This is a genomic window from Streptococcus sp. FDAARGOS_520 (assembly GCF_003812685.1).
In the GTDB taxonomy this organism is placed as follows: Bacteria; Bacillota; Bacilli; order Lactobacillales; family Streptococcaceae; genus Streptococcus; species Streptococcus agalactiae.
In genome coordinates, this window is sequence record NZ_CP033810.1 from 813,389 (window position 1) to 829,956 (window position 16,568).

A 16,568-nucleotide genomic window follows, 5' to 3' on the forward strand; every position below is an offset into this window, starting at 1 on the left:
TAGGATATCATATTAGTTGGAAATATTGATCTAGATAAGTCAAATAGCAGCAAAGCTCTTAATTCGGTTTTATTTTTTCAAAAAGTAGCTATCGCCTTATTGATATCTTATCAAAATTAAACTTCACTTTTTTCAAAAATGTACATGCTAAGTAATAACGTCATTATAATAAGCAAAAACACTAATATGCTCGGTTCCATTAAGTCTTGAACTTTAAACTTTCCACTTAATATTTCTCCTTGTTTTTGGATAAGAAGCATAGGATTATAGCTTTTACTGATTTTAAAAAATCCAGATACTACACATAACACCACCATAAAAAGACAACCTAACAAACCCCCTAAAGTTTTACGAAAAAGAACTGAAAAAAAGAGTATTAAGCTTATGAAAAGAATACCGATAAACCATGTTGCACCGTAAACCATTAATTTATGACTTCCTTCGTTACTAAAGTAATATAACGTATAACTAAAATGGATGACAACACTTAATAAGTATGACACTGTCCATAGAAGGGTAATTACTATAAATTTAGCAAGGATTATAACTTTTTTGGCTAATCCCTTCGTAACTAGATTAATTAAGGTTCCTTTTGAAAATTCTTGCGTCAGTGTACTACTAAATAAAAATACTAAAATAACTAAACCAAGCTGATTCATATTTTTAAAATACTGAATATAAGAATCAATATAGGTAGGCTCTGGTATCGCTCCCTGTAGTTTTTTAGGTAAAATTCCTGCCATAATATCAGGCATCATAAGTGCAGTTAAGGGACCTAATATACCAAATATTGAACAAGTAATCAGAATAGATATAACTTTGTATGTCCTAACATTCTCCATCCATTCTTTTTTTAACATTACTGCTAAAGATTTCATTTGGTAACCTCCAAATAAAGCTCCTCTAAACTATTGTCAATGACTTCAATAGCTGATGGGCTAATCTTTAAAGAAACTAAATCTTGGTAAAAACCAGCTAGTAAATCTGCTTTGTTATCCATTTTAGAGCCTTTGAGAGTCAGTGCATACTCATTATCTTTCTTTTCTATCTGATAGTTATGAGATAGTACCTTAGCTTCAGACTTTGTCACTTTTATTAAAATACGAACCGAATAATTTTCCTCTGATTTTTTTCCTTTTAACTCTTCAAGAGAATAAATCCCACACTTAGTTAACACCAGAACATGATCACATATTTTTTCGACATCAGAGAGAATATGGGTAGAAAAAATCACAGTTTTTTCTCCTCTAAGATTTGAAATAATATCTAAAATATCTTGGCGACCTTTCGGGTCTAATGCAGAGGTTGGTTCATCGCAAATAATAATTTTAGGATCATGAACCAGTGCTTGGGCTAATCCAAGACGCTGTTTCATTCCTCGAGAATAAGTAGCAATCTTTTGGTGATTATCGTCAAGTCCAACTGACCTAAGTAGTTCTTTGTTAGAAAGCTTATGCTTTGATCTCGCTAAACCAGAACATAAATCAAGATATTCTAGAGCTGTCATATAATCGTAGTACTCGGGAACATCTGGGAGATAGCCAATCAGTTGATTGGTATCTGTTCTTCCAAAATTAACTTTTTTACCAAAAATTGTTATGAAACCCGTATCAAATTTTAACAATCCTAAAATCATTTTTATTGTCGTTGTTTTACCTGCTCCATTTGGTCCTACGAATCCATAAATCATATTTTCTTCTAAATCAAAAGAAACATTATTTAATATTTTTTTAGGACCAAAAGATTTTGTAACGTTTTGAAATGAGATAGCTTTCATTCATTATTCCCTTCCAAAATAAGAAATGCAATTGGCCCAATTATATTAAGAAATATAATGACCAAAAACCAAACTGGCTTTGAAAGGTGTTTAGTCATCTTAAGTTTACTTAGTTTGACTAGAGAAATGATAATTAAAGCTCCTTGCAACATAATCAACGGAACTAGGAATGGTAATAATTGATTTGGTATTTCTGTATTCATATTAGTAATCCTTTTTTAAATCGTTAAGTTTTTGAATCATTTGTTGAAATTCTTTATGCCCTGATAGTTCTTTAAATTGTGAATTTTGAAATAAGTCCTCAACTCGTTCTATTACCTGTAATTGACTCGTCGGTGGTGCAATACCAGTAGGTATTGTCTCTAACCAATCATCGATGGTATAAAAGAAAGTATCACCGTGTAATTCAAATCTTTGGAGCAATTGTTTTAAAGATTTAAAACATTGTTTTAAGTATCCTAATGCCTTATCATCATCACTTTTACTATAATGACAAGCTAAACTATAATAACACTTGATGACTGTGTTGGGATGCAAAGAGTTTAATTGAAACGCTTCTATCATATGTTCAAGCCTTTCAAAAATATCGCCTTTGTTTTCTTCAACTTCAAAAGTTGATAAACTCAATAGATACTCGCATACAAGTAGAATCTGCTGATAAATTTCAACCTGTAATACTTGCTTAGCTCGGTAAACATCGACTTTTGCAAAAAAGCTATTAGCTAAAAGTAATTCTTCACCTAATTTATAGGGACTATTCTGGTAAAGGTTTATCACTTCATCATATTCAAGGTTGTGAAAAAGAACGACCGTTTTGAACATTATCGCCGTCTGGAGGTCAGACTCAACTACTGTTTTACTAATAATTTTATTTAGTGTACTTAGTGACCACTCTTTCATTTCTGAATCATTAAGGTTGGTTAGGTTGCTCAAGACCATATTAATCATTATCAACAGAGTCTTAAAATCGTTAGGGAACTGTTTTGATAATTCCTTAACTTCCTGAAAGAAATCTCTCTCAGACAATACATTTGCTTTTATTTTTAGATCCTTAATGAGCTGATTTCTTTGATCATCTGACAATGTTTTTTGATAACCGACTAAGTCATCCAAGCTAATATCAAAAAGATTAGCCATCAAAATAAGATAGTCAATATCCGGTTTAGCTTGATTATTTTCCCACTTTGAAATTGTAGTTTTTGTTAAATGCAGATAATCACTCAAATTCTCTTGCGTCATACCAATCTGAGTACGTTGTAAATAGATATTCTCTCCAAGCATCGGTCAATCTACTTTCACGTCCATTATAGAGTTTCTAAATCAAAAATAAAAGTTCCTATCAGGAAATATAATAGACTTCCTGCGAAACTAAAATCCTAGTTCACGGTTGATCATTCCAGCAATCAAATTCATTCGTAATCCAAACCGTTTGCGTCGATTTCGATAGGTTGTTGAAAATATTTTAAACGTTTTTACTTTGGCAAAAATATTCTCAACCTTGATTCTCTCTTTGGATAGCGTATGGTTATAGGTTTTATCTTCAAGAGTTAGTGGCTTAAGTTTGCTTGATTTCCTCGGAGTTTGCGCTTGTGAATACATCTTCATGATCCCTTGATAACCACTGTCTGCCAAGATTTTAGCAGCTTGTCCGATGTTTCTGCGACTCATTTTGAACAACTTCATATCGTGGCAATAGTTCACTGCAATATCCAAAGAAACAATTCTCCCTTGGCTTGTGACAATCGCCTGAGCCTTCATAGCATGACATTTCTTTTTACCAGAATAATTCGCTAGTTGATTTTTTAGGACGATTGATTTTACCTCTGTTGCATCCACAATCACCGTATCCTCAGCACTAAGATGAGTTTTTGAAATCGTAAAACCACTTTGAATAAGAGTTGATTCAACCCATTGACTTCGACGGATTAAGTTGCTTTCGTGAATGCCAAAATCAGCCGCAATTTGTTCATAAGTGCGGTATTCTCGCATGTATTGAAGAGTAGCCATGAGGAGATCTTCTAAGCTTAACTTAGGGGTTCGGCCACCTTTTGCGTGTTTACGTTGATAAGCTGTTTTTAACACAGCTAACATCTCTTCAAAAGTAGTGCGCTGAACACCAACAAGGCGCTTAAATCGTACATCAGTTAATTGTTTGCTTGCTTCATAATTCATAGAACTATTGTACCATATTTTGTTTCGCAGGAAGTCTAATATAAAAAAGTTTCCCTAGAAGAAACTTTTTCGTTGATTAATAAGTGGCAAAACAGCATTAATAATAACAATGGTTAAATAAAAATTAACTTCACTAATATTTGTCATTGAAAAATAATGAATTATAAAAGAGCCCTTAAGAAAGGCTCTTTTATAATTCATTGGTAACTACTATTTTTATTGTAACTCTTTCAAAGATACAATAGCAGACAAACCATAATATGACGATGCTCCTAGTAACAACGACCCTAAAATATCCGTTAAAAAATGATTTTCTAAATAGAGTCTTGAAAAAATAACTGATGCAAGGATCACTAATGCAAATATTACGAAAACTACTTGTGACAATACTCTTCTCAATCTCTGTCTCGCAACCACTAAAACAAGAATCATTAATAAAAACGTTGATATCGTATGTCCACTGGGAAAACTATAACCCGAATCAAAAACAAGTTGATTCATAGGTCTATGACGTGCGATGATATCTTTTAAAAGCAATGCCAAAGCATTGGTACCAAAAAATAACATAAATAGCCACACAGCTATTCTTTGGTTTAAAAAATATTGATACCCAAGGATAACAAGTGCTATTAATGACGTTGTCAAAGGGCTGACAACTGTTGATATTATCGTCATTAAGTTAGTTAAATCGGGATTTCGTATGCTTTGAAAAAAAGCTGAAGTGATATTATCCAAATAACTTATCATATCACTTTGAGATTTAACTGCTAATGTTAACACTAAAAAAGAAACAAGTAGTATAACACACTGGAAAAAGGATTTCTTGTTCACTACATAACCTCACTTTAATAAAGAGATAAATCTTCATACATTATGGTTTAAAATATTTAAAAAATGCTTAAAGTACGCGCTAACCTTTTAGGTTTAAATATGACTATTCACAAACTAGAAGAAATACCAAATACGAACTTTTCCTATTAATTAGCGTTCAAATTTTCATTAATAAAGCAATATTGCTACAATATACTTGAAACGGAGGGAATAATGGATATTACAGATTATCAAAAATGGGTGAGTGAATTCTATAAAAAAAGAAACTGGTATCAATACAATTCTTTTATTAGAAGTAACTTTCTTTCAGAAGAAGTCGGCGAATTGGCTCAAGCCATTCGCAAATATGAAATTGGACGTGACAGACCTGACGAAACCGAACAAACTGATTTGGAAAACTTAAATGATATAAAAGAAGAACTAGGAGATGTCTTAGATAATATCTTCATACTTGCTGATCAGTATAATATCTCACTAGAAGAGATTATCAGCGCACATCGCACTAATTAGAAAAGAGGTTTGAAACATGAGAATAACTATTTTTTGTGGAGCAAGTACTGGGGAAAATCCTGTTTATAGTGAAAAAACAGTTGCCTTAGCACAATGGATGGCACAAAACAAACATTCTCTGGTGTATGGTGGAGGAAAAGTTGGCTTAATGGGAGTCATGGCTGATACTGTGATTGCAAATGGTGGCTACACTACTGGTGTTATTCCGACATTTTTAAGAGATCGTGAAATTGCACATGAAAATTTATCAGAGCTTATCATAGTAAATAATATGCCTGAACGTAAGGCAAAAATGATGCTACTTGGAGATGCCTTTATCGCTCTACCTGGTGGACCTGGTACCCTTGAAGAAATTTCCGAAGTTATCTCTTGGTCTCGCATCGGTCAAAATGATAATCCTTGCATTTTATATAATGTTAATGGCTACTTTAATGATTTAAAAAATATGTTTGATCATATGGTTGGTGAGGGTTTTCTTAGTCTGGAAGATAGAGAAAATGTCCTATTCTCAGATGATATTACTGAAATCGAAGATTTTATAACGAATTATAAAGTCCCTAGCACGCGCCAATACTAGATTGATAAAAAAAGGAAGTTTCTAATTGAAATTTCCTTCTTTTTTCGAAGCGATTACCCTTGGTTCATTTTTCTTTCAGCTGGTCAAGCCCATCCTCTCAATATCCAAACTCATCCTTTCTGCTCGAGAACTTATAAATTTTTAGGTAATCTTTAGAGAAGCCAAAACTATAGTCTTGTCTATGTATTTTATCTTATTAGAAGTATCCAAGTGCTCGTCCCTATTGACTAATGACTTAGAAACCTATACATTATACATTATAATATTTCTTTGTCGTTACCGTTATTAATAAGGAGGTAATCAATTGAATCAAGAAAAAAAGAGACTTAACCTAATCGGGCTGATACTTTTAGCTCAGGCTATTGTTTTAAGTTTGGCGACTACACTATTTGCTGAAATCTTACAAAATGATGTCTGGATAGGTATAGCAAGTACTTTAATCGCCTTACTCATTCCTTGTTTTTTTATGGGTTTTAAAAATTTAAAAAAACATCTAACGGCAACCCATCATACAATCACTTTCACCACTATTTTATTCTTGTTAAGCATTATATATACTACTAATAATATAGTCTCCACAATATGGGATGTTGTGCTAAATCATCTCAATATTATGGAATCGGAAAGTCAAAATTATGATGCCACATTCAATATACTTATGATTAGTTATTCTGTTGTTGTAGGTCCTTTTTTTGAAGAAGTTTTATACCGAGGAATAGTATTGAATTTATTATCCAAGTATGGTAAATGGTTTGCCATTATCACTTCTGGCATCCTATTTGGTTTAATGCACCAAGACATTTCTCAGCTATTGACTACATCTATTGCGGGTATCATAATGGGTTTTATCGCTTACCATTATTCCTTTAAGGTAGCCCTACTCCTTCATATCTGCAATAACTTTATCGTAGAAATTTTCACCCAGCTATCAACAGTAAACGAGTTATACGGGACTTATTTTGAAAATATATTGCTAATTTTAGCAATCTTATTTATATTATATTACCTTTTTACTCATAGGAATACTGCTCGCCGTCGTATAAGTCTGCACTCTAACGTTCGAGAGGCTGACTCAATAAACTCTAAACAACATACAAAATTATTACTTACTAGTTGGCCTTTTATTCTCCTTGTCATTTACGACATTGTCCTAACAACTATTAATTAAGACCAAGCCACAAGACACAAAAAGTATGGTTTTGAAAAGGATAATCATCCTCCTTTTCAAAACACATACTTTTCTTTATGTTTACTAAAAGGTCATTAATAGTGAGATAATGTCAATTTTTTTATTATCAAATATGGTAGACTACACAGGACATATTTACACTTCTAGATTTCCTCTCCACGCTTCTGTGCCGCCATCTACATTGATTACTTTGTAGCCTTTCAACTCAAGAAATTGGCATGCTCTAATAGATCTTCCCCCTCGTTGACAAACAAGATAATATTCCTTATTTTTATCTAACTGTTCAAACTTATGACTGAGTTGACTCAAAGGAAGATTTATCGCACCTGAAATATGCCCCCCACGATACTCATGCTCTTCACGAACGTCTATCAAATGGATATTATTATGCTGGGCAATCAATGTTTCTAATGCTACAACAGTTATCTTTTTAGTCATAATCTTTATTTCCTTTGATACTTGGCAAATTTAGTCAAATGACTAATCACTTTATTATTTAAAATGGTGACATCGTTCTACTATTATGACTATTATCGTAAACCTTTTAATCATAAAAACCATGGTAGTACAAAATCACGAAGTCGACAGCATCACACGAAAAATACAAATATTATTTTAATGCTGTTTGAAGTGCTGCTTGTAATGTTACAATCTCTTGATCAACTTGTTGTACCGTAACATTTGGATTCAACTGAACTCCAACAGCATGTGTGATTGCTTTATTTAAAGTATTGTAAACTTTAAATTCTTTGACGTTAAGTACTTTTTTATCTCTAGTAAAGCGTGTATTCCAGATTTCCTTATCAAGTTTTGATTTTGTATAGATGGTAGCTCTATCAGTTGGTTTTAAATCAGGATAAGTTAAAACCTTTTGTTCTAATGCCTTTACATCGTTAACTTGAGCTTTAATTGAATCAACTGAAGCAAATGGATCTAAAATGCGAATAACCAGCTTAGTTATCCCAAATCCCATATCAATATTTGCTTGACTAACCTTATTTGCTAAATGTTGAGTTGAAAAAGTGATTGCTTCAATCACATCTGTTAAGGCTTCTACACGACTACCAATAGAATTCAAATCATAAACTGTCTCAGGGTTGGCACGCAATGAAGTCTTTAATTTTTCAACACTAGTAATAGCCTCATTAACCGTTTTTTCATAATCTGTTCCCTGAACATTATCTTTGATATTTCTCAACTGAATGCTATCTTGATCAAGCTTTTGAGCCATTTGCTGGGCTTGATTATTACTGTTTACATGATTTACCACTTGTGGAGTTGTCACTTGATCAGCATGTACTTCTAATACAGCTGGTGAAAATAACAATGCACCAGCCACTAGAGTTCCAGATAGATACATCATATGTTTAACGTTCATAATGAATTTCCTCCTTTAAACTAAAATCACTTTTACTGCAGTATTTTTAATTTACAGGGCCCATGTTTGTATCTTACTACTTGTCCAAAAGGTCGTCAAGCGCTTTCTTTTCCCCTATATTTTACATTATTACAAATAAACTGCATTTTTTTCATAAAACTAATATTATCATTTTGCTATAATATACTTGCGCCTATCCTTTTGTTAATTTCTGATAATTTAATTTATATTTTCATGTAAAAAACCATAACGATAATTTACCACCTTATATAAATCTAAATATTTTAGAAAATTTCTACTTATCACTATTTTTATCAAATAGATTAGCCTAATGTTTTTCTTAAAAAATAAATTTAATAAGAAGCGTACTATTTTAGATAAAATCGTTCCATTATGCCCAAAAACCATACTAAAACTCATTATTTTTACTTTCTGTTTAGAAATTCATACTAGACCAAGTATTTTAGACACTTAAAAAGCCTTAAACATAATAAGTTCAAGACTTTTTATTACTTAGTATTTTAAACTGTGAGTTTGTTTGGCAGTTCCCTCCGATGATTTTTACCCCAATTTTTTGAACCAAAAGTTAACAATATCGTCAGCCATAGTATTGATATCTAGATTACATTTACTGGTAACTATGTTACCATGTGTATGGATAACTTATATCAAAAATATATTAATCTAAAAAAGTGAATAACCCTTATAAAATAAGTAAATCCTAAGTACAGCATTAACTTCAAGTAAACAATTTAACGGAGGTAGTATATGAAAATAGCAATAATCGGATATAGTGGGTCGGGTAAGTCCACTTTAGCAAGAAAATTGGGAAATTACTATAATTGCAATGTATTACATCTTGATAGTATTCACTTCGCCCCAAATTGGGAAGAGAGAAAATATGATGACATGATTGACGATGTCAGCAACATGTTAGAAAAAAGAACATGGATTATAGAAGGTAACTACAAAAAACTGCTATATCAAGAACGTCTAGCAGATGCAGATGAGATTATTTTTTTTTGACTTTAATCGCTTCAACTGCTTGTGGAGAGCATTCAAACGTTACTGTAAGTTTCGTGGTAAGACTAGACCTGATATGGCCAATGGATGCCCGGAAAAATTAGATTTTGAATTTATCAGTTGGATTCTTAAAGACGGTCGCTCTGACAAACAAAAATCAAACTATAAACAAGTTGTTGAGGACTACCCTCAAAAAATAAAGATTCTAAAACACCAACGCGATCTTGATCAATACCTAAAAGAACTCCCTGTTGCATCCAATACAGACCCTCTCAAGAGCTTGTAATTATTATACTGACAGTATTTACTCGTATATCTCGCTTTACCTTTTCTATTCTTATTCTTGAAAATTAAATTGTTTTTCATGTTCCAATTTTCTGAATATTCTGCTATAATATGATAATCACTTGGTCAAGAGACAAAAAACTATTCACTTTTAGAAAATAGCTGTCTCTAATCGACCTTTGGAATAGAGGAGGACACTGAATGACAACAAATGTAATGGCAAATTATAGCTACGGAGAAGATTGCTTCAAAGAAATTCCTAGCGTTTTGGCAACTTACCGTATTCAAAGCATTGCTTTCGTCGGTGGCAAACGTGCCCTAGACAGCTCAGAAGCCGAGGTTCGCTCTATTTTAGAGGAAGCAAATATTAAAGTCACAGGAAGCTTTGTCTATGGAACGGATTCAACACAATCTAACATTGACAAGTTAGTAGCCAACCCACAAGTTCAAGCCGCTGATGCTATCTTAGGTTTTGGCGGTGGAAAAGCTTTAGACACAGCTAAAATGGTAGCAAAAGAGTTAGGTAAAAATAGCTTTACTATCCCAACTATTTGTTCTAATTGCTCCGCAGGTACTGCCATTGCAGTTGTATATAATGATGACCATTCTTTCTTAAGATACGGCTATCCCGAGTCTCCACTTCATATTTTTATCAATACACGGATTATTGCACAGGCACCAAGCAAATATTTTTGGGCTGGTATTGGGGACGGTATTTCAAAAGCCCCTGAAGTAGAACGTGCTACCTTAGAGGCTAAGACCAATAAACTACCACATACTGCAGTGTTAGGACAAGCAGTCGCTCTGTCTTCAAAGGAAGCTTTTTATCAATTTGGTGAACAAGGTCTAAAAGATGTTGAAGCTAATTTAGCTTCGCGTGCAGTTGAAGAAATTGCGCTTGATATCTTAATCTCAACTGGCTATGCTTCTAATTTAGTTAATCAACCTGATTTCTACTACAATTCTTGTCACGCGCATGCATTTTACTATGGTACAACCGCTATTCAAAGACAAGGTGAATTCTTACATGGCGTTGTAGTTGCGTTTGGTGTGTTAGTTTTACATGCTTATTTCAACGAACTAGAAGAACTTGAAAAAGTAGCTCGTTTTAATAAGTCACTAGGTTTGCCAACAACTCTAGCTGACGTCTCTTTATCAGAAAAAGATATTCCAAAAATTGTTGAAATTGCAATGACTACTAATGAATACAAAAATACCCCTTTCGATCCCAAAATGTTTGCTCAAGCTATTTTAGCAGCAGACGCTTTCGGACAGACACTAGCCTAATAATTCACCAACTCGATTATTCCGATACAAAAATCCCTTAGACACATCATCTAAGGGGTTTTTGTTATTAATAAAGTAAAAATACTGCTCTCCATTATAGGAAGTTGCAGTATTAATTTAAATTCTTAGTATTGTATCAGTATTTTTAAATAACTGCTAAAAGATTATTTTTGTAGTTGTTTCAATTGTGCTAACTGATTTCCCAATGATACTAGCATTTCTGTCTGTAACTTTTGAATCTCTAACAATTCAAACTGATCTTGTTGTACCATATGATCAATCTTTTCGTGCAATAATCTAATTTCTAACTCAGAGGTTTTATTGACATTAAAGTCATTTCGAGCTTGCAAACGATCATAATCAGCAGCACGATTTTGACTCATCATAATAAGTGGTGCTTGGATTGCAGCAATCGTTGATAAAGCTAAGTTTAACAGGATAAATGGGTAAGGATCAAATTGAATACCAAAAGGCTTCATGATATTAACCAACATCCAAATAGCCATAATGGATACAAAAACGATAATAAAAGTCCAAGATCCGCCAAAACGTGCAACATCATCAGCAATTCGTTGACCGATAGTTGCTTGCTTGTTCAAACGCTCTTCAACGTTGAAGGGCTTCTCTTCTTCTTTCATCAAGGTAGTCACATTATATTTTATCTTCTCATTTTTCTGATTCGCTCGCTGAACAATTTCGTCAAGATAATTCATACAATAATGACTTAAATTTCCATACGAAATAAAGTCACTATCCAGAGCAAAAGGATAACGTGCTCTTATTAAACCTTTAATGCCTAAGTCTAAATCGGAAACAAATAGGCCTTCTGCTTCACTATAAACTTTTTGATCAATAAAATCGACACATACCATTTTTATACCTCCCTTTCTCAACCAAGATTTATTCAATATTTGAATACGGTCAAGCTAGCCAACAGGCTATAGGCTTTTGGTACTATATAAGTGAGTATTTGATACACCCCTATTAAGCTTTACAGCGTTATTTCGTTAGTCTAAAAAAATCGCTGACATCCATATTATGCCTTAATTTTATGCTACCCATCAAAATAACGCTTTATTCTAAGTCTATAAACTTAAAGAAAACTTAAATTAACTAATTTATCTTAGTATAGAAGGTGGCTTAAAAATCTAGTTTAACCTCTGTTTTGGTACGTAACTTTTATTATAATAATAAACGACCAACTAAAAAGTAAGAAAGTTAAGAGGACTTTCTTACTTGCTTTTTTTGTATATAGTCAATTAACTCAAGAGTCAGATCATAGCGTAAAAAGGGAGTAATCAAATAGATACCATTAAAATAGTTCAAGGCTTCATCAATCAAGGACTTACTCTCGTTTAAGGCCAAAGTTAAACAAGCTTCTTTGTCGTCCTTTACCTTTTCAAGAGCAGATAAAAATGACTCAGAAAGTTTAATACCAGGAACTTCATTGTGTAGAAAAACAGCGTTATTATAACTTGTTATTGGCATAATTCCGATAAAAAAGGGTTGTTCAACTGTTTTAGTAAGATCAGCTAATTCCTTTAACACAGAGTGATCAAATATTGGTTGTGTCATAAAATAATCAGCACCAGAAGCTACTTTTTTCTCAATCAATTTTACGGTTCGAGTAAGGTTTTTCACATTAGGATTAAAGGCAGCAGCAACTGTAAAATCTGTTGGACGTCTCAAGCTAGCACCACTATAAGATAAACCTTGATTAAGTTGTTTAATCAGAGAAAGGAGTTTAAAGGAAGTCACATCATAAACACTAGTCGCTCCTGGGAAATCACCAAGTTTAGTCGGATCTCCTGTTATGGCTAAAATATGGTTAAAACCTAATAATTCCATGCCCAACAGTCTAGACTGTAAACCAATTAAATTATGGTCACGACAAGCTATATGTAGTAAAAAGGGTGTGCTAATTTCATCTTTAAGCAAGCTAGCTATACTTAAATTACAAATACGTGTATTAGATAGTGAATTATCTGCTAAAGTAATTGCTGCAATACCTTTTTGGTCAATCGCTCGTATAGCCTTTTGAAACTGAACGATATCTAAATGCTTTGGAGGATCTAATTCTGCGATAATTGTTACTTCTTTTTTTACCTTATCCACTAGAGTATCTGTTCGTCTGATACGCCTAACAAAATCTTTTACAGGTATTATAGGAGTAACAACCTTTCGTTCAATAGGTTTCAATCCTCTAATAGATCGTTTCACAGCTCTAATATGATCTGGAGTTGTCCCACAACAACCACCAATAAGCCTAACTCCTTCTGCTACGAGAAGTTCTGCAGATTTTCCAAAATACTCTGAATTCTGACTAAACTGGTATTGACTATTCTCACCATCTAAAGATAACTGACTTGCATTAGGATAAACTGACAAATAAGACTGGGCAAATAAAGGAACTTGCTTCAATGATTGGATCATATGATAGGGTCCAAGGTGACAATTTAAGCCAATCACATCTGCACCTAGCATAACTAATTGGCTGAGCGCCTCTACAATAGGCTTTCCATTTGATGTTACCCCTGCTTCATGAAGAGAAATATTAGTAATAATTGGTAGATCAGTCATCTCCCTCACAATTTTTAAAACTGTCGTTATCTCCTCAATATCATAATAAGTTTCAAACAATAATCCGTCTAGCTGTCCTGTCGCCAATAAAGCCTCAACTTGTTCCAAAGTTTCTTCTACAATATTATCCAATGTTAAATCGCATTGTCTTTGAGAACGAAAACCTCCAACAGTACCTAAAATAAATGTTTCTTTACCCAAAGTCGCTTGATGAGCTATATTAACTGCTGCTTGATTGATAGAGACAACCTGATCTTCCAAACCGTAGTTCTTTAATCGATGACGTTGAGCCCCATAGGTATTCGTCTGAATAACATCTGCACCCGCTTCAATATAAGCTTGATGAATGGCTAGAACCTTTTCTGGATGTGTTACATTGTAGGATTCATGACAAGTATCTAGCCCATAAGTATAAAGGAGAGTTCCCATTGCACCGTCAGCTACTAGAATATCTGTTTTTAATTTCTCTAAAAACTTGGACATCTTCTTTACTCCTCCCTCATGGCAATCCTTTACTGATTAACCTATTAATTATCTAATTGCTGACGAACCTCTTTGGTAGCTGAAACAAGAACCTCCAAGGCAGCAATTGTTTCTGCTTCACGGCGTGTTTTTAAGCCACAATCAGGGTTTACCCAAAATTGCTCTTTTGATAGACATTTTAGTGATCGTTGAATATTGACAATAATTTCTTCCTTAGTAGGTATGCGAGGGGAATGAATATCATAAACACCCAGGCCAATTCCTAGAGGATAAACTGCTGTTTCAAAACTTTCAATGATGTCCCCATGACTTCTACTCGTTTCAATAGAAATAACATCTGCATCTAGTGCACGGATAGAATCAATAATTTCGTCAAATTTTGAATAACACATATGTGTATGAATTTGTGTCTCATCTTTCACAGATGAAGTTGCAATTTTAAAGGCCGCAACAGCATCATCTAAGTAAGCCTGTTGCTTTTGCTGGCGTAAGGGTAAACCTTCTCGAAGGGCTGCTTCATCCACTTGTATAATAGCAATACCTGATTGTTCCAAAAGTTGAATCTCATCTTTTATAGCCAAAGCAATTTGATTAAAAAGATCAGATCGGCTAATATCATCTCGCTCAAATGACCAGTTCGTTATAGTAATAGGACCTGTCAACATGCCTTTAACAGGTTTCTTAGTCAAACTTTGGGCATAAACCGTTTCTTCAAGGCTTAAGGGTTGAATATGTTTGACATCACCATAAATGATAGGTGGTTTGACCGCCCTTGAACCATAAGACTGTACCCAGCCTAATTTGGTTGTCGTAAAACCAGCTAACTTTTGACCAAAAAATTCAACCATATCAACACGCTCAAATTCGCCATGTACTAACACATCAAGATCAAGATCTTCTTGAATAGCAATCCATCTTCTAATTTCAGTTTTTATGAAATCTTTATAATCTGAGTCAGATAGATTTCCTCTTTTCCAAGCAAGGCGTTTCTTCCTAATTTCAGGTGATTGAGGAAAGGATCCAATAGTTGTTGTTGGTAAAATCGGTAACTGTAATTTTTCAGCTTGCAAAGCTTGGCGTAATTTATACGGACTTCGTTCAAGCTTTACTTCTGCTAATGATTCCAATGCTACATGACGAAAATCAGCAGCTTGAAGAGCTGAAAAACGAGATAAAGCTTCGTGATATCCCTTTGTTTTATTACCATCAAAAGCACTAGCTAATAGTTCTAATTCCTTTAGTTTTTCATCAGCAAATGATAAGCCATTCTTTAACACAGGGTCTAAATGTGTTTCGTATTTAGTCGTCACCGGTACATGTAAAAGACTTGAAGAAGGTTGAAGAGTCAATCGTTTAACAAAGGGACCTATCTCTTCCAATAAAGCCAACGTTTCTTCTAAATTTACTGCCCAGATATTTCGACCATTAACAATTCCTGCAAATAATTCTTTTTCGCGGAATAGACCTTGCTTAACAGCAGCTAAATTTTCCGCCCTACCATGTATAAAATCAAGGCCAAATCCCGTTACTGGCAGCTTAGAGAGTTTATCTAAACAGACTGCTGATTCAAAGTAGGTTTGAAAGATGAAGTGGGCTTGTGGTACTTCTCTTGCAAAAAAATCATAAACAGACTTAGCTATATCTACTAAAAGTTCACCTTCATCAGTTACAAATATCGGCTCATCAATCTGAATATAGGTGGCGCCTGCATCTATCAGATCTTGAAAGACCTGCTTATAAAGTGGTAATAACCGCTGAACAGTCGCTTCAAAGTCGACAATTCCTGATGATAAGGAAACATAGGTTATTGGACCAGTGATAACCGGCTTTGCTTTATCACCAACTACTTCCCTAGCTTCTAGATAAAGATCAAGTAAGTAATTATTCTGCAAGTGAGGTTTAGTCTCAACCTCCCATTCTGGGACTATGTAGTGGTAGTTGGTATTAAACCACTTTTTCATAGATGATGCGACATTATCTTTATCACCTCTTGCAATAGCAAAATAAAGGTCTAAATTCCTCTCATACTCATCGAAACGCTTTGGGATTACATTGAATTGAAATGACAAATCCAAAACATGATCATAACAAGAAAAATCCCCCACTGGAATAAGGTCAATACCTGCCTCTTTTTGTTTCTTTAAATGATTGATACGTAATTGTTTTAGTTGTTTTTCTAAATCTTTTTGTTCAAGATTCCCTGCCCAGAAAGCTTCGATCGCTTGCTTCCATTCGCGCTGTTCACCAAGACGTGGATACCCTAAATTTGAAACTTTTACCATAATTTCCTCCATCAAGTTATAGCTAATAACTAACCCTTTTAGTTTTATGAATTATTTTAGTCCATGAAAACTATAATATCAATAGCTTTTAATATTTTATATTTTTAGCGATTTATATAGTTTTAAACTATATAAACCACTATGGACCTTTTTATAAATTTTAAAACAGCAGCATGTAGATATCTTTAAAAAGC

Annotated in this window: 15 protein-coding genes and 1 pseudogene; 5 read left to right on the forward strand and 11 right to left on the reverse strand. The window is 33.6% G+C overall.

Annotated features, from left to right (window positions below):
* Nucleotides 1–116 precede the first annotated feature (116 nt).
* The 6 genes from EGX96_RS04215 to EGX96_RS04240 all read right to left on the reverse strand — a co-directional run bounded on the left by EGX96_RS04215 (nt 117) and on the right by EGX96_RS04240 (nt 4,780).
* Nucleotides 117–878 carry an ABC transporter permease gene (locus EGX96_RS04215; protein ID WP_000838139.1) on the reverse strand — a complete coding sequence of 254 codons (762 nt, stop codon included), beginning with the start codon at nt 876–878 and terminating at the stop codon, nt 117–119.
* Entirely contained in the window at nt 875–1,777 is a 903-nt protein-coding gene (locus EGX96_RS04220; protein ID WP_000644459.1) for an ABC transporter ATP-binding protein, read from the reverse strand. Before EGX96_RS04220 ends, EGX96_RS04215 begins: the two co-directional genes overlap by 4 nt.
* Nucleotides 1,774–1,980 (reverse strand): PLDc N-terminal domain-containing protein, encoded by a 207-nt coding sequence (locus tag EGX96_RS04225; RefSeq protein WP_001090962.1) that lies wholly within the window; start codon nt 1,978–1,980, stop codon nt 1,774–1,776. The genes EGX96_RS04220 and EGX96_RS04225 overlap by 4 nt, the downstream gene beginning before the upstream one ends.
* Before the next feature lies 1 nt (nt 1,981).
* Nucleotides 1,982–3,058, reverse strand: coding sequence for a helix-turn-helix domain-containing protein (locus EGX96_RS04230; RefSeq protein ID WP_000900244.1), 1,077 nt, complete (start codon nt 3,056–3,058; stop codon nt 1,982–1,984).
* Between the two features lie 87 nt (nt 3,059–3,145).
* Complete coding sequence (locus EGX96_RS04235; RefSeq protein WP_123947962.1) at nt 3,146–3,949, reverse strand: IS5 family transposase; 804 nt, start codon at nt 3,947–3,949, stop codon at nt 3,146–3,148.
* 216 nt (nt 3,950–4,165) lie between these two features.
* Nucleotides 4,166–4,780, reverse strand: coding sequence for a phosphatase PAP2 family protein (locus EGX96_RS04240; protein ID WP_001036318.1), 615 nt, complete (start codon nt 4,778–4,780; stop codon nt 4,166–4,168).
* 213 nt (nt 4,781–4,993) lie between these two features.
* Here EGX96_RS04240 and EGX96_RS04245 point away from each other — a divergent pair, with 213 nt between their 5' ends.
* From EGX96_RS04245 to EGX96_RS04255, 3 genes are all read left to right on the forward strand, one after another.
* Nucleotides 4,994–5,290 carry a MazG nucleotide pyrophosphohydrolase domain-containing protein gene (locus EGX96_RS04245; RefSeq protein WP_000355473.1) on the forward strand — a complete coding sequence of 99 codons (297 nt, stop codon included), beginning with the start codon at nt 4,994–4,996 and terminating at the stop codon, nt 5,288–5,290.
* A 16-nt stretch (nt 5,291–5,306) separates the two neighbouring features.
* Nucleotides 5,307–5,867 carry a TIGR00730 family Rossman fold protein gene (locus EGX96_RS04250; protein ID WP_001223119.1) on the forward strand — a complete coding sequence of 187 codons (561 nt, stop codon included), beginning with the start codon at nt 5,307–5,309 and terminating at the stop codon, nt 5,865–5,867.
* A 304-nt stretch (nt 5,868–6,171) separates the two neighbouring features.
* Nucleotides 6,172–7,035 (forward strand): CPBP family intramembrane glutamic endopeptidase, encoded by an 864-nt coding sequence (locus tag EGX96_RS04255; RefSeq protein ID WP_001071071.1) that lies wholly within the window; start codon nt 6,172–6,174, stop codon nt 7,033–7,035.
* A gap of 156 nt (nt 7,036–7,191) precedes the next feature.
* Here the strand turns inward: EGX96_RS04255 and EGX96_RS04260 are convergent, their stop codons facing one another.
* Nucleotides 7,192–7,494, reverse strand: coding sequence for a rhodanese-like domain-containing protein (locus tag EGX96_RS04260; RefSeq protein ID WP_000162435.1), 303 nt, complete (start codon nt 7,492–7,494; stop codon nt 7,192–7,194).
* A gap of 172 nt (nt 7,495–7,666) precedes the next feature.
* On the reverse strand, nt 7,667–8,434 hold the full coding sequence (gene cfb / locus EGX96_RS04265; RefSeq protein WP_001101136.1) for a CAMP factor pore-forming toxin Cfb-I: 768 nt from the start codon (nt 8,432–8,434) through the stop codon (nt 7,667–7,669).
* Between the two features lie 768 nt (nt 8,435–9,202).
* Between cfb and EGX96_RS04275 the strand changes: the two are divergent.
* Nucleotides 9,203–9,743 (forward strand): annotated as a pseudogene (locus tag EGX96_RS04275) (DNA topology modulation protein).
* Nucleotides 9,744–9,943: 200 nt separating this feature from the next.
* The gene (locus tag EGX96_RS04280; protein WP_000210838.1) at nt 9,944–11,029 is read left to right on the forward strand and encodes an iron-containing alcohol dehydrogenase family protein; all 1,086 of its coding nucleotides are present in this window, start codon (nt 9,944–9,946) and stop codon (nt 11,027–11,029) included.
* Nucleotides 11,030–11,193: 164 nt separating this feature from the next.
* On the opposite strand, the gene EGX96_RS04285 is transcribed toward EGX96_RS04280, so the two are convergent.
* The 3 genes from EGX96_RS04285 to metE all read right to left on the reverse strand — a co-directional run bounded on the left by EGX96_RS04285 (nt 11,194) and on the right by metE (nt 16,374).
* Nucleotides 11,194–11,901, reverse strand: coding sequence for a DUF1003 domain-containing protein (locus EGX96_RS04285; protein ID WP_000227144.1), 708 nt, complete (start codon nt 11,899–11,901; stop codon nt 11,194–11,196).
* Between the two features lie 346 nt (nt 11,902–12,247).
* Entirely contained in the window at nt 12,248–14,092 is a 1,845-nt protein-coding gene (locus EGX96_RS04290; protein ID WP_000032989.1) for a bifunctional homocysteine S-methyltransferase/methylenetetrahydrofolate reductase, read from the reverse strand.
* Nucleotides 14,093–14,136: 44 nt separating this feature from the next.
* Complete coding sequence (gene metE, locus EGX96_RS04295; RefSeq protein ID WP_000241563.1) at nt 14,137–16,374, reverse strand: 5-methyltetrahydropteroyltriglutamate--homocysteine S-methyltransferase; 2,238 nt, start codon at nt 16,372–16,374, stop codon at nt 14,137–14,139.
* Between the last annotated feature and the right edge of the window lie 194 nt (nt 16,375–16,568).